Annotated in this window: 28 protein-coding genes; 16 read left to right on the top strand and 12 right to left on the bottom strand. The window is 62.7% G+C overall.

All coding sequences use genetic code 11. The features are described 5' to 3' along the window. Positions 1–132 precede the first annotated feature (132 nt). Positions 133–1,119: an SDR family NAD(P)-dependent oxidoreductase gene (locus VNH11_02660; GenBank protein ID HVA45264.1), complete on the bottom strand. Its 987-nt coding sequence runs from the start codon at positions 1,117–1,119 to the stop codon at positions 133–135. Beyond that, positions 1,116–2,180 carry a TerC family protein gene (locus VNH11_02655; protein HVA45263.1) on the bottom strand — a complete coding sequence of 355 codons (1,065 nt, stop codon included), beginning with the start codon at positions 2,178–2,180 and terminating at the stop codon, positions 1,116–1,118. The genes VNH11_02660 and VNH11_02655 overlap by 4 nt, the downstream gene beginning before the upstream one ends. A 448-nt stretch (positions 2,181–2,628) precedes the next feature. Between VNH11_02655 and VNH11_02650 the strand changes: the two genes are divergently transcribed. Both VNH11_02650 and VNH11_02645 read left to right on the top strand, forming a co-directional pair. Further along, the gene (locus VNH11_02650; GenBank protein ID HVA45262.1) at positions 2,629–3,294 is read left to right on the top strand and encodes a transposase; all 666 of its coding nucleotides are present in this window, start codon (positions 2,629–2,631) and stop codon (positions 3,292–3,294) included. Between the two features lie 563 nt (positions 3,295–3,857). Beyond that, positions 3,858–5,138, top strand: coding sequence for a DUF1559 domain-containing protein (locus tag VNH11_02645; GenBank protein HVA45261.1), 1,281 nt, complete (start codon positions 3,858–3,860; stop codon positions 5,136–5,138). A 734-nt stretch (positions 5,139–5,872) separates the two neighbouring features. Here VNH11_02645 and tnpA read toward each other — a convergent pair. Then, positions 5,873–6,715, bottom strand: coding sequence for an IS200/IS605 family transposase (gene tnpA / locus VNH11_02640; GenBank protein ID HVA45260.1), 843 nt, complete (start codon positions 6,713–6,715; stop codon positions 5,873–5,875). A 495-nt stretch (positions 6,716–7,210) separates the two neighbouring features. Here tnpA and xseA point away from each other — a divergent pair, with 495 nt between their 5' ends. After that, positions 7,211–8,428 (top strand): exodeoxyribonuclease VII large subunit, encoded by a 1,218-nt coding sequence (gene xseA, locus VNH11_02635; GenBank protein HVA45259.1) that lies wholly within the window; start codon positions 7,211–7,213, stop codon positions 8,426–8,428. Positions 8,429–8,611: 183 nt separating this feature from the next. Continuing rightward, the gene (locus tag VNH11_02630) at positions 8,612–8,953 is read left to right on the top strand and encodes a hypothetical protein (GenBank protein HVA45258.1); all 342 of its coding nucleotides are present in this window, start codon (positions 8,612–8,614) and stop codon (positions 8,951–8,953) included. On the opposite strand, the gene VNH11_02625 is transcribed toward VNH11_02630, so the two are convergent. From VNH11_02625 to VNH11_02605, 5 genes are read right to left on the bottom strand one after another with little or no spacing between them, the layout of a single operon-like run. After that, the gene (locus VNH11_02625) at positions 8,940–10,001 is read right to left on the bottom strand and encodes an Mrp/NBP35 family ATP-binding protein (protein ID HVA45257.1); all 1,062 of its coding nucleotides are present in this window, start codon (positions 9,999–10,001) and stop codon (positions 8,940–8,942) included. The two genes, VNH11_02630 and VNH11_02625, sit on opposite strands and share 14 nt — an antisense overlap. Positions 10,002–10,056: 55 nt before the next feature. Next, positions 10,057–10,506 (bottom strand): hypothetical protein, encoded by a 450-nt coding sequence (locus VNH11_02620; GenBank protein ID HVA45256.1) that lies wholly within the window; start codon positions 10,504–10,506, stop codon positions 10,057–10,059. 30 nt (positions 10,507–10,536) lie between these two features. Further along, entirely contained in the window at positions 10,537–11,100 is a 564-nt protein-coding gene (locus VNH11_02615) for a Uma2 family endonuclease (protein ID HVA45255.1), read from the bottom strand. A 4-nt stretch (positions 11,101–11,104) separates the two neighbouring features. After that, on the bottom strand, positions 11,105–11,554 hold the full coding sequence (locus tag VNH11_02610; GenBank protein HVA45254.1) for a putative toxin-antitoxin system toxin component, PIN family: 450 nt from the start codon (positions 11,552–11,554) through the stop codon (positions 11,105–11,107). Next, positions 11,554–11,871 carry a hypothetical protein gene (locus tag VNH11_02605; GenBank protein HVA45253.1) on the bottom strand — a complete coding sequence of 106 codons (318 nt, stop codon included), beginning with the start codon at positions 11,869–11,871 and terminating at the stop codon, positions 11,554–11,556. Before VNH11_02605 ends, VNH11_02610 begins: the two co-directional genes overlap by 1 nt. Before the next feature lie 113 nt (positions 11,872–11,984). Here VNH11_02605 and ndk point away from each other — a divergent pair, with 113 nt between their 5' ends. The 3 genes from ndk (at position 11,985) to VNH11_02590 (ending at position 13,991) form a co-directional block, all read left to right on the top strand. Next, on the top strand, positions 11,985–12,446 hold the full coding sequence (ndk, locus tag VNH11_02600) for a nucleoside-diphosphate kinase (GenBank protein ID HVA45252.1): 462 nt from the start codon (positions 11,985–11,987) through the stop codon (positions 12,444–12,446). 160 nt (positions 12,447–12,606) lie between these two features. Continuing rightward, positions 12,607–13,053 (top strand): Dabb family protein, encoded by a 447-nt coding sequence (locus VNH11_02595; protein ID HVA45251.1) that lies wholly within the window; start codon positions 12,607–12,609, stop codon positions 13,051–13,053. Between the two features lie 5 nt (positions 13,054–13,058). After that, entirely contained in the window at positions 13,059–13,991 is a 933-nt protein-coding gene (locus tag VNH11_02590; protein HVA45250.1) for a sugar phosphate isomerase/epimerase family protein, read from the top strand. A 546-nt stretch (positions 13,992–14,537) separates the two neighbouring features. Here the strand turns inward: VNH11_02590 and VNH11_02585 are convergent. Beyond that, positions 14,538–15,257: a lipoate--protein ligase family protein gene (locus VNH11_02585; protein ID HVA45249.1), complete on the bottom strand. Its 720-nt coding sequence runs from the start codon at positions 15,255–15,257 to the stop codon at positions 14,538–14,540. A gap of 43 nt (positions 15,258–15,300) precedes the next feature. On the opposite strand from VNH11_02585, the gene VNH11_02580 reads away from it, so the two are divergent. From VNH11_02580 to rpsR, 4 genes are all read left to right on the top strand, one after another. Then, positions 15,301–16,296 carry a HEAT repeat domain-containing protein gene (locus tag VNH11_02580; GenBank protein HVA45248.1) on the top strand — a complete coding sequence of 332 codons (996 nt, stop codon included), beginning with the start codon at positions 15,301–15,303 and terminating at the stop codon, positions 16,294–16,296. Continuing rightward, positions 16,293–16,748 (top strand): ferritin-like domain-containing protein, encoded by a 456-nt coding sequence (locus VNH11_02575; GenBank protein ID HVA45247.1) that lies wholly within the window; start codon positions 16,293–16,295, stop codon positions 16,746–16,748. The genes VNH11_02580 and VNH11_02575 overlap by 4 nt, the downstream gene beginning before the upstream one ends. Before the next feature lie 119 nt (positions 16,749–16,867). After that, the gene (locus VNH11_02570) at positions 16,868–17,566 is read left to right on the top strand and encodes a hypothetical protein (protein HVA45246.1); all 699 of its coding nucleotides are present in this window, start codon (positions 16,868–16,870) and stop codon (positions 17,564–17,566) included. Positions 17,567–17,731: 165 nt separating this feature from the next. Next, positions 17,732–18,016, top strand: a complete 285-nt coding sequence (gene rpsR, locus VNH11_02565; protein ID HVA45245.1) for a 30S ribosomal protein S18 — start codon at positions 17,732–17,734, stop codon at positions 18,014–18,016. Positions 18,017–18,054: 38 nt separating this feature from the next. On the opposite strand, the gene VNH11_02560 is transcribed toward rpsR, so the two are convergent. Further along, positions 18,055–18,282 (bottom strand): hypothetical protein, encoded by a 228-nt coding sequence (locus VNH11_02560; protein ID HVA45244.1) that lies wholly within the window; start codon positions 18,280–18,282, stop codon positions 18,055–18,057. 9 nt (positions 18,283–18,291) lie between these two features. Continuing rightward, positions 18,292–18,840 (bottom strand): hypothetical protein, encoded by a 549-nt coding sequence (locus tag VNH11_02555; GenBank protein HVA45243.1) that lies wholly within the window; start codon positions 18,838–18,840, stop codon positions 18,292–18,294. A gap of 94 nt (positions 18,841–18,934) precedes the next feature. Between VNH11_02555 and ilvD the strand changes: the two genes are divergently transcribed. Next, positions 18,935–20,614, top strand: coding sequence for a dihydroxy-acid dehydratase (ilvD, locus tag VNH11_02550; GenBank protein HVA45242.1), 1,680 nt, complete (start codon positions 18,935–18,937; stop codon positions 20,612–20,614). 69 nt (positions 20,615–20,683) lie between these two features. Here the strand turns inward: ilvD and VNH11_02545 are convergent, their stop codons facing one another. Then, positions 20,684–21,427, bottom strand: coding sequence for a tetratricopeptide repeat protein (locus VNH11_02545; GenBank protein HVA45241.1), 744 nt, complete (start codon positions 21,425–21,427; stop codon positions 20,684–20,686). A gap of 149 nt (positions 21,428–21,576) precedes the next feature. Between VNH11_02545 and VNH11_02540 the strand changes: the two genes are divergently transcribed. The 4 genes from VNH11_02540 to VNH11_02525 form a co-directional block, all read left to right on the top strand. Beyond that, positions 21,577–22,401 carry a DUF1349 domain-containing protein gene (locus VNH11_02540; GenBank protein ID HVA45240.1) on the top strand — a complete coding sequence of 275 codons (825 nt, stop codon included), beginning with the start codon at positions 21,577–21,579 and terminating at the stop codon, positions 22,399–22,401. A gap of 467 nt (positions 22,402–22,868) precedes the next feature. Next, a complete protein-coding gene (locus VNH11_02535; GenBank protein HVA45239.1) occupies positions 22,869–25,220 on the top strand; it encodes a hypothetical protein in 2,352 nt (783 codons plus the stop codon). A gap of 173 nt (positions 25,221–25,393) precedes the next feature. After that, a complete protein-coding gene (locus tag VNH11_02530) occupies positions 25,394–25,747 on the top strand; it encodes a hypothetical protein (protein ID HVA45238.1) in 354 nt (117 codons plus the stop codon). A 59-nt stretch (positions 25,748–25,806) separates the two neighbouring features. Then, positions 25,807–26,181: hypothetical protein (locus VNH11_02525; protein ID HVA45237.1), on the top strand; the 375-nt coding region annotated here is incomplete at its 3' end.

Genomic DNA, 26,181 nt, shown 5'->3' with positions numbered 1-26,181 from the left:
CGCCAGCCGCTATCTGCCCAAGCTCTGCCCCAGCCACCGCTTTTGCTCGCGGAAAAATGTCTCTTTCTCGGCCGCGTGAAGTATATACCAGGACCGGGCAGGGAAGCTACGGGTTCCTCTTCTCTGTTCGGGTCAGTCGCTCATGGCCCGTTTCCAGGCCACCACCTCGCGAATCACGTCGTCGAGCGAGAACCGCGGGCGATAGTCGATCGTTTCGCGCAACCGGCCCAGGTCGGGCACGCGGCTGCGGACGTCTTCGAAGTCGGGCGAATAGGCTTCCGCATAACTCTGGAATTCGACCGACAAGCTGGGGTGTACGATGGCGATCACCCGCCGGGCCAGCTCCAGGATCGACACCGGCTGGTCGCTGCCGATGTTGAACACGCGGCCCAGGGCCGCCGGCGTCTGCATCAGATCGAGCACGGCCCCGACCACGTCGGCCACGTGCCCGAAGCACCGCACCTGCTGGCCGTCGTCGTGGACCGTGGGCGGGCGGCCGGCGAGCGCGGCATCGACGAACCGCGGCAACACCATGCCGTAGCTGCCGGTCTGCCGCGGACCGACCACGTTGAAGAAGCGGCCCACGACGACGGGCAATTCGTACTGCCGCCAATACGCCAGGGCCAGAAACTCGTCGATCGCCTTCGATACGCCGTACGACCAGCGGGCACGCGTCGTCGGCCCGAACACCAGGTCGTCGTCTTCCGTCCAGCGGGGCTTGGGGTTCTTGCCATACACCTCGCTGGTGCTGGCCAGAAACAGCTTGACCGTGTGGCCCGCCTCTTGCCGGCGGCGCAACTCGGCCAGCAGCAGTTCGGTGGGGTAAACGTTGGTCTCAATCGTGCGAATCGGATTGCTGGCGATGAGCTGCACGCCGACCGCCGCCGCCAGGTGATAAACTTCGTCGGCTTCGGCCACCAGCCGCACCACGAGCGGGCGATCGGCCACGCTCCCCTTGAAGTACGCAAAGTTCGGGTGCCGGCGGATGGCGGCCAGATTGTCGGCGTCGCCGGTCGATTCGTCATCGACCACGGTCACCCGAGCGCCGCGGGCGACGAGCGCTTCGGCCAGATGGCTGCCGATGAAGCCCGCTCCACCGGTAATCAGGGCTCGGCTCATGTTCGATCCACGCGCTTCTGATTTTCCGCGTGCATTTCGCCGATGGCCTCCCTACCGTCAGCGTCGCCCCTGGGGTCTTCAATGGCGTCGCTGCCACCGAGATCGATCTGGGGCTTAGGGTGCCGAGCGTTTCGCGTCTCGCGCCGTGAGGCAATCATCGACGCGGCGATGGCGATCGTCAGAAAAGAGACGATGACTATCAGGTTGGCCCAGGCCGGAATCTTCGCGCCGTCGAGCAGAAACTCTTCGACCAGCATTTTGAGCCCGACAAAGACCAGAATCGCCGCCAGTCCGAACCGCAGATAGCGGAACAGGTCCATCGCGCCGGCCAACAGAAAGTAGAGCGCTCGCAGGCCGAGGATGGCGAAAATGTTCGAGGTGAAGACGATAAACGTGTCTTGGGTGATGAGCAAAATCAGCGGCACGCTGTCCAGGGCGAAGGCCACGTCGACGAAGTCGATCACCAGCAACACGAGGAACAGCGGTGTCATGCAAAGCAGGCCGTTCTCGCGCACGAAAAACTGCTGACCGTGATCCTCACGCGACACGCGGAAAAACCGCCGCGAAAGGCGAATGACCAGGCTGGCCTCCGGGTCGAACTCGTCGTCATGGAAACAAAGCTTGATCCCGGTGTAGATCAAAAACACCGCCAGAACGTAGAGTATCCAATGAAAGCGGGCGATGAGAGCGGCGCCCGCCAGGATAAAGACCAGCCGCAGAACCACCGCCCCGATAATTCCCCAGAACAGAACCCGGTACTGGTACTTCTTAGGCACGCGAAAATACGTGAAGATCACCGCGAAGACAAAGACGTTGTCCATCGACAGCGACCATTCGACGAGATAGCCCTGCAGAAAATCGAGCGCGTTTTGCTGTCCGGCGGCAAAAAACACGTAGACAGCGAAGGCCAGTGCCAGGCAGCACCAGATGACTGTCGAGAGGGCGGCCTCGCGCAGCGAGGTGTCGCGCGAGTGACGGTGGAAGACCCCCAGATCGAGAACGAGCAGGACGGTGACGAGGACGCCGAAGCCTAGCCAGTGCAGAAGATCGAATTGTATCAACGTCTTGCCGTGCGGGAGATTAGGTCGTCAGCGGCGGCCAGGGCCGCCGTTTCGAGCATCATAGGTCTTCGCCCCGCATAGGGCAACCTCGCGGCGAGGCGTCGGGACTCCGCTTCCACCTGTTCAACGTTTTCCGTTCGGGGAAGCGTTGCATGGTGTCAGCGCCCTCCGCTTGCGGAGCAAGCGGGCTACGTAGCCCGCTCGCTCCGCGAGCGGAACGGCCTTCCACCTGTTTAACCTTTTACCTTCGTGAAGGCCTTCCCTGGCGTCAGCGTCCTTCCGCTTGCGGAGCAAGCGGGCTGCGTAGCCCGCTCGCTCCGCGAGCGGAACGGCCTTCCCTCGAAAAAGCGTTCGACGATGCATTGCGCATCTTGATTTGCCTTGGCCCAGAACAGAAAATGCAGCTTGCCTGCTTTCGGGGCCTTCCTTCGAACCCCGCGTTACCTTCATGGTTGCACCGTTCGAATACTTCGATCTTGACGACGATCTGGAGATCACGCAGCAACATCTGCCGCATTGGGACCAACCGGGCAAAACCTATTTCGTCACCTTCAGGACCGCGGATTCGATGCCCGCCGATGTGCTGCGGCAGTGGCACCAACGGCGTCGCGATTGGCTCAGTCGGCACCATATCAATCCCGACCGCGAGGACTGGGAAGACCGGCTCGCTCAACTGCCGGAACGCTTTCAGCGGCAGTTCCACGAGACCATATCGCGCGAATACCATCGGCATCTCGACGACTGTCACGGGGAGTGCGTCCTGCGCCAGCCCGATTTGGCCAAGTCCGTGGCGGACAGCCTTCATTTTTTCGACGCCGAGCGCTATCGGCTGGGCGACTTCATCGTCATGCCGAACCATGTCCACTTGCTGGTAGGGCTGGTTCCTGGGATCAAGATCAAGGCTCAGTGTCGTTCTTGGAAACGATACACGGCCGGTGAGATCAACAAAAAGCTGGGGCGAAGAGGGCGTTTTTGGCAGGTCGAGAGTTTCGATCATATCGTCCGCAGCCCGGACCAGTTTGAGCGGTTGCGGCGGTACATTGCCAGCAATCCGCAAAAGGCGGGCTTGCGCGAGGGCGAATACCTGCTTTACCGATTCGATGGCGCTCGGTAGCCCGCTCGCTCCGCGAGCGGAGGGGCGTTCAACCTGTTCGACGTTTTTCCGTTCGCGAGGGCGTTGCATGCTGCCAGCGCCCCTCCGCTTGCGGAGCAAGCGGGCTACGTAGCCCGCTCGCTCCGCGAGCGGAACGGCCTTCCCCTTGCTGACGCTTTCCTGCTCCGAAAGACCTTTCCCTTCGGCTCCGCCCCTCCGCTTGCGGAGCAAGCGGGCTACGGCCGCGTCTCACTCGTCCCAGATTGAGAACACGAGCCGACGGCGAGGCTCACAAAAACGTCAGAATCGCCGAAGAAATCAAACCGCTCGCGTTTGGCACACGGACTGCTACAAGAATCGCGACCGTGCCGGGCCAGAGGCAAATTGATTCCGGGCAAGTGCCTTTGGCCTGGCACGGCCAACTCGCGCCGGGGTGCCGGAAAGCCAAGCCGGGCAACATTTTTTGCCCGCCGCGCTTGGCTTTTCCAGCGGCATCTTGGTAGAATCATGGTCGGCCAGTCTACAAACATCGGGCACCTCTAAATCAGGCTCTTCAGGAAGCCAGGAACGGGAGCGATCTAGCTATGGCACGTGGAAAATCAGGTTTGCGTCGTCGTGGGGCGTTTACGCTCGTGGAGCTACTTGTGGTGATCAGCATCATCGGCATGCTGATCGGTCTGTTGTTGCCCGCCGTGCAGCAAGCACGCGAGGCCGCCCGCAGCAACACCTGCCGCAGCAATATGCATAACCTTGTCCTGGGGGTGCAGAATTTCGTGTCGTCCAAGGGCTACTATCCCGGCTACTGTGATACGCTCTCGCTGCAAGCTAGCAGCGCGAGCACCGCGAACTCAGTGCTGCCGGTTAGCTGGATCGTGCCCACCCTCCCGTACCTGGAACGCACCGACATCTACAATGTCTGGCGCGATCAGTCCCAGTGGACCGGCGCGGGCGGATCGACTGCTGGTCCACCGGCGTATCCACCGCAGATCTACATGCAACTGCTGAACTGCCCCAGCACGCCGCCGCCTTCCACGACAGGCAACACGCCGTGCGTGTATGTCGTGAACACGGGGATGGTTGACGTAGCGGTGGCGGGCGGCGGTAGTACATATTCTGCTGATTTTCAGGCAAACGGCGTGTTCTTCAATCGCTTCCCACCGTTCCAGCCTGGATCCACCGATGCGCCGACGCCTGCCCCGGGTACTGCGCCGGTTGCCGGGACGGTGATGAACGCGCCGCCCCTGGTCAACCAGAGCCAGGACTATATTACCATTCACGATGGCTCCAACCTGACGTTAATGATGTCGGAGAACAACAATGTTCCGTTCGCGACGCCCGCTTCGGCAGCCGGTGCCCCAGCGCTGACATTCCAGACCGGGCCTAGCGGCGTTAGCAATTTATCCGGTACGTGGGGCACTACTCAGTCAGGCATTGGCACCTCAGTTTTTACTACCTATGCCGGCCTGGAATCCACGAACGGCTTTGTGTTCTGGCCTGACCAAAAGCCCATGCAGGCGATGAAGATCAACGCTCCGATCAACGCGTTGGACACCGGCGGTCCCGTTAGTAGTCAGTACTTTATGCACCCATCCAGCAATCATCCGACGGGCGTGAACGTGGCGTTTTGCGGAGGAAACGTGCAGTTTATGAGTCAGGACATCGATTACACCGTTTTTTGCCTGCTCATGACTCCGTGGGGGCAATGGTGCAATACGCCCGGTATGCCGAACGCCACAACGCTGGACCAAGTTAACGGAACTTCTGCGAACGCAGCGTATTATTATCCAAGCGGGATGCATAATTACGGCACAGCCACAGTACCTGGCCTGCGAAACAGACCCGTCGATGAATCGCTGATCCGCTAGGATCGTCTCTCGCACCGCTAAGGGTTTATTTGCTGCATGCTCGCAGATCGCGAGCATGCAGCATTTTTGTTAGTGCCCAATCGTCCGCGCGAATTCAAAATCGGGGCGACGACGTGGGCACATCCTTGTTGCGCTCAGGACGACGCCGCTGGCTTGTCCGGCGGAGCTTCACGCACGTTTCCAGATGGACAGCGCGAAGACCGCGACGATGCCGCCCGCTTGCCGCGCGGAGCTCCACGCTCGTTTCTAGAGAGCCGCAGCGAGGGAGCGCGGTGATGCCGCCCGTTTGTCGGGCGGAGCCTCACGTTCCTTTCTAGGGGAACCGGACGGACGCCATCCCTAGAGGCCAACGTCAACGACCGCCCGGCAAGCGGGCGGCATGCCTCGCGCCACGCGGCACGTTCTCTAGAGACCAACGTCAGCCACCGCCCGGCAAGCGGGCGGCATGCCTCGCGCCACGCGGCACGTTCTCTGGAGACCAACGTCAGCCGCCGCCCGGCAAGCGGGCGGCATGCCTCGCGCCACGCGGCACGTTCTCTAGAGACCAACGTCAGCCACCGCCCGGCAAGCGGGCGGCATGCCTCGCGCAGCACGGCACCTTCTCCAGAGACCAACGTCAACGACCGCCCGGCAAGCGGGCGGCATGCCTCGCGCCACACGGCACGTTCTCTAGAGACCAACGTCAGCCGCCGCCCGACAAGCGGGCCGCATGCGGCTACCGCGTCTCTAAGTATTCATTCCTCCGCGCAGCGCCGCAAATATGCCTGTAGTTGACCGGTTGCAAACTCACCAAAGCTGCCAACGTAGGCTGAGGGCTGCCAAAGCCGCTCGACCCTCGCCTGAATTGCATCCGAAGCAAACTTGCCCCAGATGAGCGTCTGTGCCGCATTCATCAACGCCACAATGAGCGTTCCAGGCGCGACCATCGGATGCACGCGCACCGCCAGATGCACATGGTCGGCAACAAACGACACCTTGCACAACGCGAACCGGTTCGCTTGCTCCATCGACCTCCACAAGCGAGTGATCTCGGCCCCGGAAGCGTCTCCGAAAATCCCATGCCTGTGCCACGTAACGAGCACAAAGTGAAACCGTACCAGCGCGTAGGCGTTCGGCGGCTGCAATCGCTGCTCGTCGGGGGGATCAACCGCGAAAGTCGCCACGAAGATCGGCGGCCGGGCGTGCCGCAAATATCCGTGATGCTGTCCCTGCGACGAAAGGTATTGGTCGACCTTGTCGGCCGGGCTCTTGCCCGCGGTACAGGCGAAATAGCCGCGGGCAAACCGCTCGCCCGACTTCTCGCGGAGCCATTTCGCGGCCTGCCCTTTGAGCTTGCTGGCGGCGGCCGAGATGGCGTCGCCTGGCCTCAAGCTGACCAATAGCCGTACACCCTGACTGTTCGATTGGCAGTCGAGGATGTGGATCGAATGCCGTGCAGCGAAGCTATTCGCGGTTTCGCGGTCGAGATTCGCGAGGCAACTGCTGGCGCGCTTGCGATAGGTTTGCCAGTGCAGGTAAGCATGATACGCATACGCGAACTTCATCTCATCGACGGAATAGTCGGCCGCGGGAAGCATGGACGGTTTCCTCATTTGTGACGTAAACAGCTTACCGCGCGCCGTCGCCCCGGAAAGAGGCCGCCCGCTCGCCGGGCGGAGTTTCACGTTGGTTTCTAGTGGGGCACAGCGGCCGATCGCTAAGAGGCCGCCCGCTTGCCGGGCGGAGCCTCACGTTCGTTTCTAGGGGAACCAGACGGACGCCATCCCTAGAGGCCAACGTCAACGACCGCCCGGCAAGCGGGCGGCATGCCGCGCGACGCGGCGCGTTCTCTAGAAACCAACGTCAACGACCGCCCGGCAAGCGGGCGGCATGCCCGCGCGAGGCGGCGCGTTCTCTAGAAACCAACGTCAGCAACCGCCCGGCAAGCGGGCGGCATGCCCGCGCCACGCGGCGCGTTCTCTAGAAACCAACGTCAGCAACCGCCCGGCAAGCGGGCGGCATGGCCGCGGACCACTCGCACTGCTTACAATACCTACTCCGAGAACCAAGGCGACCGGCGCAGCTCTCAATCGATGAACCCGAACCTTTTCCCCAACGCCCAAACCGACCGCGTCTGGTCCGTCTCCGAGCTCACCTCGCAGATCAAGGACCTGCTGGAAGGCCAGTTCCAATCGGTCTGGGTGGGCGGCGAGATCTCCAACTTCTCGCGCCCGCAATCGGGCCATTGCTATTTCACGCTCAAGGACGATCGGGCACAAATCCGCGCCGTCGTGTGGCGCACCGCGGCCCTGCGGCTGAAGTTCGAGCTGGAAGACGGCCTGGAAGTGGTCTGCCAGGGCGATCTCGATGTCTACGCTCCCCGCGGCAGCTATCAACTCGTAGTCCGCGAGATCGAGCCGAAGGGCATCGGCGCCCTCGAACTGGCGCTGCGAAAGCTGAAAGAACGGCTGGCCGCCGAAGGACTGTTCGACCCTGCCCGCAAGCGGCCCTTGCCACGATTTCCGCGGCGGGTGGCGTTCGTCACCAGCCCGACGGGCGCGGCCATCCGCGATTTTTTGGAGGTGCTCAGGCGGCGCTGGCAAGGCGTCGACGTGCTGGTGGTTCCCACGCGGGTGCAGGGCGACGGCGCCGCGCGCGAGATCGCCGCCGCCATCGGGCTGGTCAATCGCCTCAGCGAGCCGGTCGATTGCCTGGTCGTGGGCCGCGGCGGAGGCAGCCTGGAAGACCTGTGGGCCTTCAATGAAGAGCCGGTCGTCCGCGCGATCCACGCTTCACGCATTCCGGTCGTCTCCGCGGTCGGGCACGAGATCGACGTCACGCTGGCCGACCTGGTGGCCGACGTGCGAGCGCTTACGCCCAGCGAGGCGGCCGAATTGGTCGTGCCCGCCGCCGACGAAATCCGCGCGGCGATGTTCCAGAAACAGCAGCGGTTGCTGATGGCCCTGCGTCGCCGCGCGGCTGCCTCGCGGGCGCGGCTGGAGTGGCTCGTCGGGCGGCGCGCTTTCCGCAAGCCGTTCGACGCGGTGCATGACCGCCAGCGCCGGCTCGACGAGTTGTCGTCGCGCTCGGCGCGTGCCATGCGCGGGCGCAGTCGCGCCGCGCGTCGCCAGCTCGACGCCGCGGCCGCCCACCTGGAATCGCTCAGCCCCCTGGCGGTGCTTGGGCGTGGCTACAGCGTCACGCAGCGGATCAGCGACGGCTTGCTCATTCGCGACGCGGCGATGCTCTCGCCCGGCGAGCGGTTGACTACGCGTTTTGCCAATGGCGAGGCGATCAGCCGGGTGGAGTAGCCCGCTTGCTCCGCAAGCGGATCGCCGTCGACACCAGGGACCGCTTTCACGAACGGAAAACGTTGAACAGGTGCGAGGCCGTTCCGCTTGCGGAGCAAGCGGGCTACAACGCGTTTGACGTTCCAGACCGCGCCGGCCTCCGCTACAATCCCGGCGGAATTCTTGCCCGCGACGGAATGCTCGATGAACCGTTTTGCCTGGCTTTTGATCGCTTCGGCGGCAGGCTGTATCAACGGCGCGCCGCTGCCGCCCACGCCGACGTCTTCGTTGACCCCGACCAACGTCGCGCCCGACCGCGAGCAGCAAGAAGCCGAATACGTGCAGATCGCCCAGACTTATATGCGAGGTTTGGGCAAAGATCCGACGCAGGCCACCTATCAGGTCCGCCAAAATCCGCGCCGTGATGAGGAACAAGACGACGAGGCCGCCACGGCAGCCATCGTCGACGTCAACTATCTCAACGGCAACGTCTGGCATCTCGCCGTCAAAGAGAACGGCGACATCGCGCCGCTCACAAAATACTGAGCTTCGGCAGCGGCGGGGCGGCGCGGTGGGTGTCGGCCAGGTTCTTGGCAAGATTGAAGCAGATCGCCTCGAAAAACTCGGCGCCCGCCGCGGCAGTGTAATTGTCGGCAAGCTGCCCGGCGTCGCCGTTCACGCGAATCTGAATGTTGATCGGCACTTCGCCCAAAAACGGGATCTCCAAATCCGCCGCCCGCTTGCGCGCCCCGCCGCTGCCAAAGATGTCGTACCGCTGACCACAATTCGGGCAAAGAAAATAGCTCATGTTTTCGATCATGCCCAGCACCGGGATGTTCACCTTGCGGAACATGGCGATCGCTTTCACGGCGTCCAGCAGGGCCACGTCTTGCGGAGTGCAAACCACCACCGCGCCCGTCAGCGGCAACAGTTGCGAGAGCGTGAGCGCGATGTCGCCGGTGCCCGGCGGCATGTCGATAATCAAATAGTCGAGATCGCCCCAGGCGGTGTCGCGCAGGAACTGCGTGATGGCGCCGTGCAGCATCGGCCCGCGCCACACCACGGCCTCGCCCGGCGGCACCAGAAAGCCCATCGACATGACCTTCATGCCGGCCGCCTCGATCGGCTTGATCTTTTTGTCGACGATTTCCGGCCGCTGGTTGACGCCCACCAGGTGCGGAATGCTGGGTCCGTAGACGTCGGCGTCCAGCAGTCCCACGACCGACCCGGCCCGCTTCAGGCCGTAAGCCAGGCTGGCGGCCAGGGTGCTTTTGCCCACGCCCCCTTTGCCCGACCCCACGGCGATCACCGTCTTGGCGGTCAGCCCGATCTCGCCCAGCTTTTGCGGTGGACGCGGATGGACGGCCAACCGCACGTCGATCTCTTTCAGCGACGGGAAACGACCGCGAAGCAGCTCGACGCATTCGTCTTGGGTGCGTTTCCAGAGCGGCGCCGAATGAGTCGACAGGGCCAGCGTGAGCGACAGCCGGTCGCCCTCACGAGTCACGTCGCGCACTTGCCCTTGCTGCGTGACGCCGCGGCCGGTTTCAGGGTCTTTCAGGCCGGTCAAGGCTTCGGTGATTTCGTCAGACATCGCTTTCGGTTTCTCCAGTGACGGCCTAGGAAGGCCATCCTCCCGTTGTCGCCAGTCAAGCCCACGGCAGTTCGTTCCAGATTCTTTGACACACGTCGGCGGGTTCGCGAGCGGCTTGCTTGAGGTGCCGCTCGGCGAGATCACAAACGTCTTCCAGTTCCAGCGGCGACACGACGAAGGCCAGCGCTCCCAACTCGCGGGCAAGCGGTCCGTAGCCCGACATCGCCCGCTCGGCCACCACAGCGCTCGCCACGCCGGGAAAGGCGAAACTCAAATCGAACAGCAAATCGAGGGTCGCCTCGGCGTTGGTCGAGGCGATCTCCGCCACGACGAACGCCGCCCGGTTAGCGGCAATCCGCTCGCGGCACTCGCTGGCGCCGCGGGTTTCGACGATCCGCGGCGCCGATTTGCCACGCAAGGCGCGTCTCGACCAGACGCGCCGCCAAGCCGCGGCCCAGACGCCCGTTCGCTCGCAAAACACGATCGGTGGTGCGTAGGCTAGCATGATAGAAGGAGCGGCGCGGGTTGGCAACGGTCACGAACTGAACAACTCGGAGACGGAAAGCGCAATCTTGGGCAGCACCAGCGGACGAACCTCTTCGCCCGCTGTGAAGGTCTGCAGGGCGCGGTAGCGGCCTCGCCACGGATCGCGGCGAACTTCGACGCAATGGTCCTGTAGATTGACGATCCAGTAATCTTTGATCCCGGCGGTCGCGTAGAGTTTTGCCTTCGTGCCACGGTCGTCGTCGAGACTGCTGTCCGAGACCTCGATCAGCAACAGCACATCGCCCTTGGCCGGACGGGCTTTTTTATAGCCCTTCTTCTCCCGCACCCACGCGATGTCGGGTTCCGGCGCGCTGGCCAACGGCGCGATGCCGATCGAGTTTTGCACCCGGATGCGGACCTTCTCGCCGGCCGTCGAAAGTACGCTCCATTTGGTGAGGAAATCGACGGCGTCTTCGTGTGATGGTCCGGGCGGTGTCATTTCTCGCAGTTCTCCGCGAATGAGCTCGACGTGCCGCCGCTGGGGAAAGTCGAACACGCCGCTGGCGATCAGTCGATCGTATTCCTGAAGCGAAAAGCGAGCGATGGTACTCATAGGGTCACTTGCTTGCCTGACCGCCCCGCAGTTCGTTCAACAACTCAACTTCGGTAAGCACACGAATACCAAACGTGGCACAATACGCCTGCACGACCGGATGCCGTATGTGCCGGTCGCGAGTGCAGATTACGTCGGCGCCGCCGGTGACGGCAGTGGCGACGACCATATTGTCGTCCGGGTCGCTCGCGACGGCGGGTACGGAATCGGGCAGGGTCACAAGTACCGCCAGTTCGCGAAGATCGTTGACAAAGGAGTCGATCTCGGCGTCCGTCAGTCGCGCCTGGGCCCGGACGCGTTCGTATTGCAAGACGCGAACCAGTTCCGTCACAATGTGCTCCGAAAGGATAAGTTCATGCTCGTCAGAAAGGAGCTCGACGAATACGGCCCGCGCAGGCCCTGCCGGACGTACTGCCGCACGCGCCAAAATGTTTGTGTCGCAGGTGGCCCGCATCACGCACCGGACGAAGGGCGGACAAACTGCATCGCCTCTTCGATGGCATTGTCCATCCCCTCGTCAGGCACATCACGGGTCTTTTCGTCCATCTTCGCCAGCAGCGTGAGCAGTCGCTTCCTGACAATGGCCCGTCGCGTTGCGCGCTCATCGTCTGCGGCGCGACGAAGGGCCAGCGTCAATTGGTCACCGTCACAGAGATCGACATGCAAGACGCTCGCCACCCACTCGCGAGCAGCCGGGGCGATGTCCTCGGCTCGAAGAATAGCTGACGCTTCCATGTCCCGCTCCTGTTTTCGATGATTCACCATGCCCATATTTTATCCCGATTTTGCGGAACTTCAAACGGCTTCTCCGGTCTCTTGCTTGAGACCACCGCGGTTTTAGCCTAAATTGGGGCCTTTCTGGAAGCCACTGGAGACAAGGCCCAATGGAACGGACGTTAATTCTGCTCAAACCCGACTGCGTCGAACGGCGGCTGGTCGGACGCATCCTCGCGCGATTCGAAGACAAGGGGCTGAACCTGATCGCCATGAAGCTGATCCGGATCACACCCGACCTGGCAAAGCGGCACTACGCCGAGCACGTCTCGAAGCCGTTTTATCCGGCGTTGGAGAAGTTCATCACCGGCGGCCCGGTGGTGGCCGCGATCGTCGAAGGGCTGGAGGCCATCCGCGTGGTCCGGGAGATGCTCGGCGCCACCAGCGGTTTGAAGGCCGCGGCCGGTACCATCCGCGGCGACTTCAGTTCCAGCCGCCAGATGAACCTGGTCCACGCCTCCGACGGCCCGGACGCCGCCGCCCGCGAGATCGAGTTGTATTTCAAGCCCGACGAAATCTGCCCCTCTGAACCAACGCTCACTCCGTGGTTCCGGGCACCGGATGAGGGATGAGAAGAGGGTTCAGGGTTCAGGGCATTGGGCAATTTGCAATTTGCAATTTCCTGAACCCTGAACCCTGAACCCTGAACCCTGAACCCTTCCCGCCGCTTGCCACGCCGGCCTTCCCGAACCACAATGTCATCGTCCCCGCAACCACCGACTTGGAGATGCCATGTTGAACGCTCGCACGAACAAAACCTGGTTGGGCCTGGCCGTCGCCGCCGCTTGCATCGCAGGCATCGGTATCGCCGCCAGTGTCCAACGGTCGACCGCTTATGCCGCTAACGCCGAAGGAACCAACACCATGCTCGCTCACAACGTCTATTTCTCGCTCAAGGAACCAAACGAAACGAACCGCCGCAAGCTGGTCGCGGCCTGCGACAAGTACCTTTCGGACCATCCGGGCACGGTGTTCTATGCCGCCGGCACCGTCTCGGACCTGAACCGGTCGGTGAACGACCGCGATTGGGACGTCGGCCTGCACGTCGTTTTCAAAGACCGCGCCAGCCACGACGCTTATCAGGACGCCCCCCAGCACCTCAAATTCATCGACGAAAACAAAGACACGTGGGCCAAGGTGCGCGTCTTCGACACCGACCTAAGCGGAGCCAAGAAGTGATCGCCATGACAACCACCATCCACCGCCGCCAGTTTCTTCGCAGGGCTTCGGCCCTTTCCGCCGCCGGGCTGGGCGCCTACTCGTTGGCGGAAAGCACGGCCCACGCGCTCGACGCCACCACTCCGCTCTACAAGATTTCGCTGGCCGAGTGGTCGTTGCACCGCACGCTGCGATCGGGCCAGCTCGACAATCTCGATTTCGCCAAGACCGCCAAGAACGATTACGGCATCGAGGCCATCGAATACGTCAACCAGTTCTTCAAAGACAAGGCCAAAGACAAGGAGTATCTGACCGAGCTGAAACTCCGGGCGGCCGATATCGGCGTCAAGACGCTGCTGATCATGATCGACGAGGAAGGCCATTTGGGCGACGCCGACGAGGCCAAGCGGAAGCAGGCGGTCGAGAACCATTATCCTTGGGTCGAGGCGGCCAAGTTTCTCGGCTGCCATTCGATTCGCGTCAATGCCGCCAGCAGCGGCAACTACGAAGAGCAGCTCGACCGCGCGGCCGACGGTCTGCGGCGGTTGACCGAATTCGCCGGGCCGCACGGCATCAACGTGATCGTCGAAAACCACGGGGGGCTGTCGTCGAACGGCCAATGGCTCAGTTCGGTCATCCAGAAGGTCGGCATGCAGCGGTGTGGCACGTTGCCCGACTTCGGCAACTTCATGCTGGGCGAAGGCAAAGAATACGACCGCTATCAGGGCGTGACGGAGTTGATGCCGTTCGCCAAGGCGGTCAGCGCCAAGTCGGGCGATTTCGACGCCGAAGGCAACGAAACGCATACCGACTACCGCCGGATGATGAAGATCGTGGTCGCGGCCGGCTATCACGGTTACCTGGGCATCGAATATGAAGGCGGCAAGCTGAGCGAGCCGGAAGGGATTCGGGCCACGAAGAAATTGCTGGAAAAGGTCCGCGACGAGCTGAGCACGTAGTTCGACAGGCGTCCCGTGCAGAAATCGCGGAAAATCGGCGCCAAGAGCATCAGCCGGTAACGTCGCAACACAGGTCCCTGAAAGCACTTACGGATATTTTTTCGTAAAGCTTCGCCGAACCCGGTACGCAGGCGCCCTACACCAACCCGAAGCGCCAGCGAGGAACGTGAAAAAGGCGGCAAAACCTCGCTTGCGCTTCGGGTTAGTGTGGAAATGGGAACGGGTTCGGCGAAGCTTTACATTTTTTCACGCGAGGCGCCCGAGCGCGCCGTTAGAAAAGCGACGCGCGCGTGTCGCTTTTGTATTGGCGCGCCGCTGCAAAAGCGTCGCGCGCGACGCTTTTGCGGTGATCGCGCTTGCGCGTGCGGCGTGTGCGCCGCGATTTTCATGGGTCGCCGCGCACGGCATGCACGCGACAAACGTGTCGCCTGCCGCAATGCCCACGTCGCGTCCGCCGCGTGATCGTTCGGTGCGGATTGGCCCGGCCGGGCGGAGTGTTTTTCGTCGGTCGAATGCAGTGCCGCGAGTCTGGCCGTACCGCACAACTCAGTAGCGAGAGTTCCATTCGCGGCGAGAATACTTCGCTGCCACCAATTCGGCGACGCGCTCTCGGGGCCAATCGGTTTCGGCCTCGTCAACTCCCCAGGCGCCCGCAACCAGGCGTCGCAGTACGGCGGCAGTGAGGGGCAGATTCGTGACGAACGACGGATGCTCTCGCCCGGCCCGGTATTCGGGCTGGCGCGGAGGGGAGCCGAGGCACGCGCCGATCAGGTCCACGTCGAAGTCGTAGAGCAACGTTCCGTGATACAGCAGGTGCTCGCGGCGCACTCGCAGGCTGTTGCCCGAAAACTTGCGGTTGTCGAGCGTCAGGTCGCTCGTGCCGGAATGCTCGACGGCCAGCCCTTGCCGTCGCAGCGCCGCGGCCATCGACTCCAGCACGAACCGGTGGGCCGAGTCGATGGCCCGCAGCGCCGGCCGCGATTGCAGGCTGAGCACCACGGCATACATCAGGCAGCCGGGGCCCGTGACGATGGCCCCGCCTCCACTGGAGCGGCGCAAAACGGGAATGCCCAGCGCGCGGCACCGTTCTTGGCGGACCTCCACGGCCACCCGCGACGAGCGGCCGACCACGACCATCGGCGACGACGGTTCCCACAGCCGCAAACACTCGCACGGCACGCCGGCGGCCTCCGCCTCGTCGAGCAGCGCTTCGTCGAGCGCCAGGTTCTCTTCGGCCAGCGGCAGCGTTAGATCAATTCGTCGCATGATGCCTGTCGCACGGACCGCAAAGGCGTTAATCTGACGAGATATGTCGAACTACGAAACCATCGACGCCGCTTCGCCCGACGATCACTTGCCGCCGGTCGAACCGCCCAACGCCGGTTTTATCGTGCAACTGTTCGTGATTCCGGCGTTGATCGTCGTTATCATGTTCGCCCTCGGCGGCGGCATCAAGTGGCTTGTGGAGCGCGACAACAATCCCGAGGCCTACGTCGATGCCTTGCGGCGGAACAACGACGCCCGCTGGCAGGCGGCCCACGACCTGGCCGACGTGCTGCGCAACCCGCGCAACGCGAAGCTCAAAGACGATGCCCGGCTGGCCGAGCAACTGGCCGGCATTCTCAATAAAGAGCTCGACGAGGGCAGCCTCGATAAGAATCCGATCGAGTTGCGGATTTATTTGTGTCACTTGCTGGGCGAGTTTCATAGTCCGGAGGTGCTGGACGTGTTGTTGAAGGCGGCCGGCACCGAGCGCGACGCGGCGGAGTCGGCGGTGCGTTTCGCCGCCATGAAAGCCCTGGCCGTATGGCTGGACGGCTCGCCGCACGACAAGACCGTGGTCGAGCGGCGACTGATGCCGGCAATTTTGGCGGCTTCGCGCGACGAACGGCCCTTGTTGCGGTCCACCGCCGCTTTCGCCTTGGGCGCGGCCGACACGCCGGAAGCGACGAAGCGCCTCGAGCGAATGCTGGTCGATAGCTACCCCGATGTACGCTACAATGCGGCCACCATGTTGGCCCGGCACGGCGACACCCGCGCCGTCGAGGTGCTGGCCGAGATGCTCGACGAGCGGCAAACATCGTCGCTGGAAAAGGAAGAACAGGCTGAGGCGCGGGACTACAAGCGCGATTTGATTGTGGTGAACGCTCTGCGGGCAACCAAGGATCTCGCCGAGAAGAACCCCGCGGCCGACCTGGCCCCGCTGGCCGAGGCGGTGGAGAGATTGAGCGGCTCGGAGTTGCCGGCTGCTATTCGGGTGCAGGCCAAAGACGTGTCGATCGAACTGAACCAACGGAGGAAATGATGCCCGCCAACCAAAACGTCATCGAAATGCTTCAGGCGGCCTACAGCATGGAGCTGGAGACCGTCATGAATTACCTGGCCAACAGCATCAATCTCGACGGCGTGCGGGCCGAGGAGATCAAGAAGTCGCTGCAGGCCGACATCACACAAGAACTGGGGCACGCCACCCAACTTGGCAACCGCATCAAGCAGGTGGGCGGGCTGGTGCCCGGCTCGTTGCGGGTGAAGCTCGGCAACCAGACGCAGCCCACGGAGAACACCACCGACGTGGTGGGCGTCATCAAGGCGGTGATCGCCGCCGAAGAGGCCGCTTGCGCCCAGTATCGCAAGATCATCAAGGCCACCGAGGGCGAAGACTACGTGACGCAGGACCTCTGCATTCAGCTATTGGGGGCCGAAGAGGAACACCTGATCCTGTTCCAAGGGTTTTTGAAGGAATACACGCAGCCGTGAAGAACGAGGGAGCCGCCTGAATTCTTTGTAACTTATGGCCGGAGCGCTGTATTTCGACCGCGGCGTCGATTATGCTGGATTGACGGTATTCAAGAGTGTGGTGCTCAGTGAGGTGCTTGATGAAATCGAAATTCGTGATGGTGGCGTTGACCGTCGCTTTGGTCCTGGGATCCCAAACGTCTGTGCGGGCGTATCGCCGTGGTGGTGGCGGTTACGGCGGCGGAATGGGGTTTGCCGGAGCTGGCACGACCCCGCTGGGCAGCGCCATGCTCGGTGCGGCGGCGATGACGTGGTCGGCCGGCATGTTCAATATGTACACGGGGCAAGCGGCGGTAAGTTATCAGCAGGCCTATCAACACTGGATCGAAAATCAGAAGCTGCGCACCCAGACTTACTTCGACATGCGGCGAATGAACGCCAGCTACCGGGCCGAGCGGGAGATGCAGCATCCGCACGCCACGCCGGACGAGATTGTGGCGTTCAATCAAGCCCGGCTGCCGGCGCCGCTTTCGGCCAACGAGTTCGATCCGGCGCGCGGCGTGCTCGACTGGCCGGCACTCTTGACCCGTCCGGAATTCAACGACGAGCGTGCCAAGCTGGAAGGGCTGTTCGCGCAATGGGCCACCGATCCCCACGGTTCCGGCCTGGGAACTCAGAACTACCGCGACATTCAACACGCTGCCACCGCCCTGAGCGACAAACTTCACTCCGAGATTCAGGACTTTTCCGCCAATGAGTACATCGCCGCGAGCAAGTTCTTAAAGAGCCTCGCTTACGCGGCGAGCAAGCCGTCGACCGAAACGGTAGCCAAGAAGTAGCGGCCAAAAAGTAGATACCCTTTGACTGTCAGCGGAAAGAGCGGTATGATGAGCCGCTGATGTGATCGGCATGGGCTTGGCCCCGACCGGGAAGGCGATTCTCGGCGGCAGCCTGTGCGGGTCGCGTTGCACGTTCGTCACGCCACCTGTCACGCAAGAACCGCAATGAGCTACGGCGATTTCAACCGTCAGCGACCTACCAGCAATAAGAAGCGCTCCAAGGTCACTCCGCGTCAAAAAAAGAAGGACCCGATTTTTGTCGACGGCGCTCGTCCTCGGCCGATGTACGTCGATTACAAGGACCTGGAGTTGCTGACCAAGCTCACCAGTCGGCAAGGCAAACTGCTGAGCCGCCGCAAGAGCGGCTGCACGGCCGCCAGCCAGCACGCCGTGGCCAAGGCCATCAAGCGGGCCCGTTTCATGGCCTTGCTGCCCTACGTCGCCGATTAAACCCGCCCGTGCTCGACGGACGGCCCCACCTGAATGGCTCAGCAAGCCGAGACTAGTTCATAAACCCGGCCGTGCTGGAGCAGCCAGCGTTTGTCTCCTTTCACCGCGCGGTCGGCCACTTCTTTGAGCAAGTCGACCGTTTCCGCTTCGTAGCACGGCTCGGAGGAATCGTCAGGCGGGATGACCATCTCCACATCGACCGCGACGACAAATCGTCCGCCTTGAATCAGCCGCGTTCGTTTCAACCGTTTGCCGGCAATCCGCATCGCCGCTCCTCATTGAAAAAATGCACCGTCATGAGCTTCGCGGCGATGATATCGCCATTCAAACCACAGCCCGACGACGCTCCCGCCAAACGCCCCCAGAAAGACGCCGAACAGACCTATTGTGCCGCCGAAGTGCGCCGCCATGGTTAGAACCGTCCAGTACTGCATGCGCACGTAGTCGATGATGGACCAATCAAACCGCTGCGCCTGCGCGATGATCATGGCGATAAACCAGGGCACGACCACTTGTGCCATGAAGAGCACGCCGTTCCAGGCGCCCGTCCACGCCGCGGGCAAGGCATGCCGAGGCCCGGGCCCACCGCTCCGGTAGACACGATGCCGTGAGCGCGCGGTAAAGATGGCGGCATAAATGACCGTGCATGCCAACAAGTTGAAAAACGCCGATGCGCTCTGCTTGCCGTGCTCAAGCTCGGCTCGGACAAAAACGGCAGAGAGGAACATAGGACTCACGAACAGCGGCAATAAGAGAAGGGACGGCAGACCGAAACGAACCGGTTGCGTGAGTGCGGAATCGGGCTCGTGTTGCACAGCTGCCATGAAAGTACGCGATCGAGGTGCGGCCCCGGTCCTCACAAAGTATACTGAGAAATTCCCGATCGCAGGACAGGCAGGCCGACCCCACTGATTCAAAATGCCCATCCATCTCAACAAATACAGTTCCCGCATCACGCAGGTCAAAAGCCAGGGCGCCAGCCAGGCGATGCTCTATGGCACCGGGCTCAAGCCGGAAGACTTCGAGAAGGCCCAGGTCGGCATCGCCAGCATGTGGTATGAGGGAAACACCTGCAACATGCACCTCAATGGTCTCGCCGCCAAGGTCAAGGAAGGCGTCGAGGCGGCCGGCATGGTGGGCATGCGGTTCAATACCATCGGCGTCAGCGACGGCATTTCGATGGGCACCGAAGGCATGAGCTACTCGCTGCAATCGCGCGACCTGATCGCCGACTCGATCGAGACCGTCATGCACGCCCAGTGGTACGACGCCAATATCTCCATTCCCGGCTGCGACAAGAACATGCCCGGCTGCCTGATCGCCATGGGCCGCGTGAACCGCCCGTCGCTGATGGTCTACGGCGGCACCATCAAACCCGGCCATCGCAACGGCGACAAGCTCGACATCGTTTCGGCCTTTCAATGCTACGGCGAATATCTGGCCGGCAATCTCAGCGACGACGAGCGCGAGCAGGTGGTCCGCAAAAGTTGTCCGGGGGCCGGCGCCTGCGGCGGCATGTATACCGCCAACACCATGGCCTCCGCCATCGAAGCGATGGGCATGTCGCTCCCCTACAGCTCGTCGATTCCCGCCGAAGACCCGGAAAAACTCGACGAGTGCGTGCGCGCGGGCCAGGCGATTCGTGTTTGCCTGGAGCGCGACCTCAAACCGCGCGACATCATGACCCGTCGGGCGTTCGAGAACGCGATGGTCGTGGTGATGGCCGTGGGCGGCTCGACCAACGCCGTACTGCACCTGATCGCCATGGCGCGGGCCGTGGGCGTCGAGCTTGCGATCGACGACTTCCAGAAAGTGAGCAACCGCGTGCCCTACCTCGCCGATCTCAAGCCGAGCGGCCGCTTCGTGCAGGAAGATCTTCATAAAGTCGGCGGCACGCCCGCCGTGATGAAATACTTGCTGGAGAAAGGTCTGCTCGACGGCGATTGCCCGACCGTCACCGGCAAAACGATCGCCCAGAACCTGGCGGGCCTGCCGGGCCTTTCGTCCGGGCAGGAGATCGTGCAGACGCTGGAAAAGCCGATCAAACCGAGCGGGCATATTCAAATTCTCAAGGGCAATCTCGCGCCGGCCGGAGCGGTGGCGAAGATCACCGGCAAAGAGGGCGAGCGGTTCGCCGGCGTGGCCAACGTGTTCGATTCCGAAGAAGAAATGTTGGCGGCCCTGGAACGCAAGGAGATCAAAAAGGGCGACGTGGTGATTATCCGCTACGAAGGCCCGAAGGGCGGGCCGGGCATGCCCGAAATGCTCACACCCACCTCGGCCATCATGGGCGCCGGCCTGGGCAAAGACGTGGCCTTGTTGACCGACGGGCGTTTTTCCGGCGGATCGCACGGCTTCATCGTCGGGCACGTCACGCCCGAGGCCCAGGAAGGCGGGCCGATCGCCCTGGTCGAAAACGGCGACCGGATCGTGATCGACGCCGGCCGCAACCTGCTGGAAGTCGAAATCAGCGACGCCGAGCTGACCGCCCGCCGCGCTCGCTGGAAAGCTCCGCCCTACAAGGCAAGCCGCGGCACGCTTTACAAGTACATCAAGAACGTCAAGAGCGCGTCGGAAGGCTGCGTGACGGACGAGTGACTCGCTTTCCGGGACCTGACATCAGCGCCGAGGGAGTTCGACGCATCCGTTGGCGTTCGCTGATATGCCCTACCGGCAACCGGCGCGGCCCGCGTAGGCAATGGCGCTGTCAGGAGCGAGACGAATCATTTCTGCGAAGTCACTCAATGCTTTCTCGAACTCCTCATCCTCGGCAAAGATCGACGCGCGCACGAAATAAGCGTCTACGTCGTCGGGGCGCAACCGCAGGTATTCGGTCAGGTCGATTATGGCGCTCGCTCGATCGCCCTTCATTTCCCAGGCTCCCGCCCGCAATTGATAAAGACGGGGATCATCGCTCTTGATCGAGATTGCCTGCGTCAAGTCGGCGATTGCCGCGTCCAAGTGCCGCATTGAAAAGTGGACAAGCGCGCGGTTCGCTATGGTCGCCACGTCGCTCGCACCGAGGCGAATGGCCTCATCAAGGTCGCCTAACGCCTTGTCGAATTGTTGCAGCGCCAAGCGCGTCGTCCCTCGGACGGTGAAGCCGTACTCCTGCTTCGGAGCCAGCAGAATGGCACGGTCGGCGTCAGACAATGCCGCGTCATACTGCTGCCGACGGTAATACAGCGAGGCGCGGCTGGCAAACGCGAAGGCGTTTTTCGAGTCGAGGCGAGTGGCCTCGCTCAAGCCGTCGAGAGCTTTGTCGTCGTCACCCTTTCGCAGCCAGACGATTGCACGCGCCACCCACAGCGAAGGATCTGCGGGCTGGGCGGCGTTCGGCTCAGCAGACGATGAGGTCGCAACGAGAATCCATACCACCCCGACGAACCAAGCGACGCGATAGTCCTTCATGGCGATTGCCTCCGGCCAGATGACTATACCGCAGTGTACAGCGGCGCTCCGGGCCTTGGCAAGGTGGGCATGTCGAGCGCCGTCCGGCGCCCAGCGCAGTTGACCCTCGGAAGGCAAACGGGCTACACTGCGTCTGCGCAGCGCTATCGATGCTCGCAGCCGACGTTGCGCATGCGGTCAACCAACGGCAATTGAAAGCGGAGGCGATGATGAGCCATTCACGGAGGGTTGTATGCGCGGCTTTGTTGGCTTGTTCGCTGGCCACGTGCGTGAATGCCCGGGAGGAGAATGTCCAGACCATTAAAGGTTGGGGGACGGTCACCGATTTGCTGGGCGATTGCAGCGTCAAGGCGGACGGTCAAAAACTGCTGGTTCGCGTGCCCGGTGGCACGCACGACTTGAACAAGGATGTTGGTGGCCTGAGCGCCCCGCGGATCCTGCAATCGGTCGAAGGCGACTTTGTGATCGAAGTGAAGGTGACGAGCGATTTCGAGCCCGGTCACGAATCGGCCGCGCCTCAGACTCGTCCCTTCAACAGCGCCGGCCTGTTAGTCTGGCAGGATGAAAAAAACTATATCCGCCTCGAGCGCAACAGATGGTGGGCGGCAGAGGCAAACGACTACGCCTGTTACCCGCCGCTCATTGAACACTTTCGCGACGGCGTCTTTCAGGAATCGAACCCGCGGCCGACGTGGGCGTCGTTCTTTGCCGGAAAGGCGACCTGGCTGCGGCTCGAGCGGAAAGGCGAAGTAGTCACCGCGTCCTACAGCCAAGATAGCGAGAAATGGACCCAAGCGAAACAACTCAAGACCGACCTTCCGAAGCAACTGCAAGTCGGCGTCATGGTCGTCAACACATCCACCAAAGAACTGGTCGTGGAGTTCGACCGGCTGAAGATCAGCAATCGATCGAAGATCGCGGCGGAGCGGGCGGAAGGGGAACGGCGGGCCAAGCTCGAGGCAGAGGCGAAGTAGTGCCAACGACGGACAGCCCTGCCAGGGCCTGAGGCCGGATTTCCGCGATCTTTCCAACTGCATTGGGTGGCTGAAGGTGGGTTTGTCTGTCATCGCCTGGAAGCGCCGCGATCTGAACCTCGCCGTGCTCTGGAACGAGCTCGGCGGCAAGAACGGCCGACGGCGGACAGGCTGACCGATCGCGCTCGATCGCGACCTGAGTGTCACGGCCCTCGACGGCGCGCCGAAGAATCTCTTCGCGGATGCGGAGCTTGTTGAGGGCAAAATCGTTCCGCCGCTGCCAAGCTATGCCGATTTGCCGTTTCGGTCAAATCCTGCCGGCAGCGAATCTCCGCCAGCGGCAACGCCGCAAAAGCGGCAAATAGCAGAGCGAGAGGGGCCTTTTTGTTCCGGCGACCGGCACCGCTAGGCGGCTTCTTCCTTGCCTCGACCTTGCGTTTTCGCTTTCCTGGTTTAATGTAGTTCGTATGCCCATCGGTACTCGTCGAGCAGCGGCGCGGAAAGCGGTCAAGAGCCGCCGCTGGCGAAAGCCATCGCTCTACATAGCCCAAATCCTGGCCTGGGCCGACGCCCACCATGAACAGACGGGCCATTGGCCCCGCCGCGACACGGGGCGGGTGCGCGGTACCCTGGAAGAAAAATGGGAGGGCGTCGACAGTGCGCTGCGGCTGGGCCTGCGAGGGTTGCCCGGCGAAGATTCGTTGGCCCGCGTGCTGGCGCGCTTCCGCGGCGTGCGGAATCGTAAAGGGCTGCCGCCGTATACCATCGATCAAATCCTCGGTTGGGCCGATGCTTTTTTCGCCCGTCACGGCCGCTGGCCGCTGAATCGCGACGGCAGCATCGATGGTGCCCCCGGCGAAACCTGGATGGCCGTGGAGATGGCCCTCAACAATGGACTGCGCGGGCTGCCAGGCGGCTCCTCGCTGGCCAAGCTGTTTGCCAAGCACCGGGGCCGGCGCAACAGGGGAGACCTGCCCGTTCTCGCGACGCAAACGATCTTGAAGTGGGCCGACTCGCATCATCAGCGGACCGGAATGTGGCCGACGATCGAGAGCGGCGCGGTCCAGAACGCCCCGGGCGAAACCTGGAGCGCGATTGAACAGGCGCTACGCAACGGCACGCGCGGTTTAAAGGGCGGCTCGTCGCTCGCGCGCTTGCTTTACCGCTCGCGCGGCATTCCGATCAAGCATCGCCGCCAGCCGCCCCTGTCGATCGAACAAATACTCGCCTGGGCCGACGCCTTCCACGAACGAACGCGCAAGTGGCCTAATGTCAAATCTGGCGCCATCCCCGAAGCTCCGGGCGAGACCTGGGGCACCGTGCAAATCGCGCTCAACCAGGGCAAGCGAGGATTGAGCGGCGGATCTTCGCTGGCAATGTTGCTGGCGAAGCACCGCGGCGTGCGGAACGTGCAAGACCTGCCCGACCTTACGATCAGGCAGATTCTCGCCTGGGCCGACCTGCATTTCCAACGATATGGCGTGTGGCCCGCGAAGAGTGGCGGTCCGATCGACGACGCCCCGGGTGAAACGTGGTCCGCGGTAAACATCGCTCTTGCGCATGGCGGCCGCGGCTTGCCGGGCGGCTCGTCGTTGGCCCGACTGCTGGCCGACCGGCGCGGCGTCCCGCACCCTGGCGACCTCCCCAAATTCAGCACCGCTCGCATTCTCGCCTGGGCCGACGCCCACCACGCCCGCCACGGCGCCTGGCCCAATAGCCGATCGGGCTCCATTGCCCAGTCGCCCGGAGATACATGGGCCAGGGTGCAATCCGCGCTGAGGGAGGGCCTGCGCGGGCTGAAGGGCGGTTCTTCCTTGGCCAAATTGCTTGCCAAACATCGCGGCGTACGCAACCTTCACGAGTTGCCAAACCTCACCGTCGCACAAATTCTCGCCTGGGCCGACAGGTACTTTAAGCGACGCGGCGTTTGGCCCCGCGCGAGCTCCGGAAGCATCGAAGGCGCAGCGGGCGAAACGTGGGCCGCCGTCGACCATGCACTTTCGCGCGGGTCGCGGGGCCTGCCGGGCCGCACATCGTTGGCCCGCCTGCTGGCCAAAAAGCGCGGGGTGCGCCATCGCGATGACGTGCGCCAATGCACCAGCGCACAGATTCTGGCCTGGGCCGACGCTTACTACGACCGAACGGGAATGTGGCCCACTAAGTCGTCTGGCCCGATCTCCGAGATGCCAGGCGAAACATGGTCGACGGTCAACCAGTCGCTACGCAAGGCAGCGCGCGGTCTGCGCGGAGGATCCTCGCTGGCGCGGCTGCTGAAGCGGCACCGCGGAGTCCTGCCTAAGCACCGCCGCAAGCCTCCCTTGACGATCGAGACAATTCTGAAATGGGCCGATGCATACCACCGCCGCACGGGGCGTTGGCCGAACCAGACTTCAGGCCAAGTGCCCGACGCGCCAGGCGAAAGTTGGGGAACGATTGACGTCGCCTTGCGAAAGGGAAGCCGCGGACTTCCCAAGGGCCTGTCGTTGGGCAAGCTCTGGGCGCAATACCGCGGCGTACGAAACCTGCATTCGATTCCAAAACTGTCGCCCGAGCGGATTCTCAAATGGGCCGACGCCCATTACCGCCGCACGCGCACCTGGCCGCAGGTCCGCTCGGGGACGATCATCGAGTCGCCCACCGACAATTGGTCAAGTGTGGAAAACGCCTTGCGAATCGGCCTGCGCGGTCTGCCCGGCGGCTCTTCCCTCAAGCGGTTCCTCGCCGACCATCGCCGCAACGGCCAGGTGCGTGCTGTCGCGCCACGGCCGGCAACAGCCAAGCGGGCGCCAGTGTCTCCGAAGCGAAGAAAGCCGCGGTGATCGTCGGCGTGCTGAAGGTAGTGCAATGCGTGACACCTGCCGCCGCAGCGGCTCGGCTCGGGTATTGAGCCTGCCCGTACCGGCACTATAATCAAGCGTGCCAAGTCAGATCGTTCTAGGAAGCCCGTTTTTCGCTGGAGTCGCGTCCCGTGGCAATGATATACGACTATGTAATGGCAGTCTGGCTGCATATCGAATTGCCGCAGCTCGCGCCGGAGTTCGAGGATGAGCTGCGCGAGCACCTTCTTGAAGCCGGCTTTCAGGTCAACAAGCTTGAAATCGTTGACAACGATGACGACGGGGCGAAGGGCGAAGTCCAGGTTTCGTTGCAGATTCAATTAACGCTCGACGAATCGCAGATGGATGGCGACGAGCCGACCGCCGAGGCGGTCGCCGAATTCGATGAAGAACTGCGAACCTGCCTGACGTCAAAGTATGAAGTCACTTATCTGGAAGTGATGGACGATGCCCCCGCCTCATTCCTGATTGCCGAGCGGGATGACCCCGGATCCGCGGAAATATCCTGAACCGAAGCAGTACCGCGGGACGGTCGGTAGGATATAATTTGCCGGAGAGGAAGATAATCATGCCCTTACGCGATCACTTTCGACCGCCGCTCTCGAATACCTCGTCCTGGGAGGAACTGCACGGGGGTTGGCCGATGGTCATTGTCCAGCAGTTGCGAAACTTGCTCCCGCCCGGCTATGTCGCCGGACCCAAGGTGCATTCCGGCCCGGAGGTGGAAATCGATGTCGCGACCTTCGAAAAAGACCGCGATCTGTTTTCCGCCGCCTCACAGGCAAACGGCGGCGTGGCCACAGCCGTCTGGCTCGCGGCGCCGGTCGTCCGAGTCGAAACAGGGCTGCCCGACGACGACGAGTACGAGGTCCGCGTCTACGACGCCAGCCGCGGCCGGCGCCTGGTCGCGGCCATTGAGATCGTCAGCCCCGCGAACAAAGAC

It is taken from the genome of Pirellulales bacterium, from assembly GCA_035533075.1.
Classification (GTDB): domain Bacteria; phylum Planctomycetota; class Planctomycetia; order Pirellulales; family JAICIG01; genus DASSFG01.
Note: the sequence above shows the minus strand (reverse complement) of the source record. Positions and strands in the feature narration are given on the sequence as shown.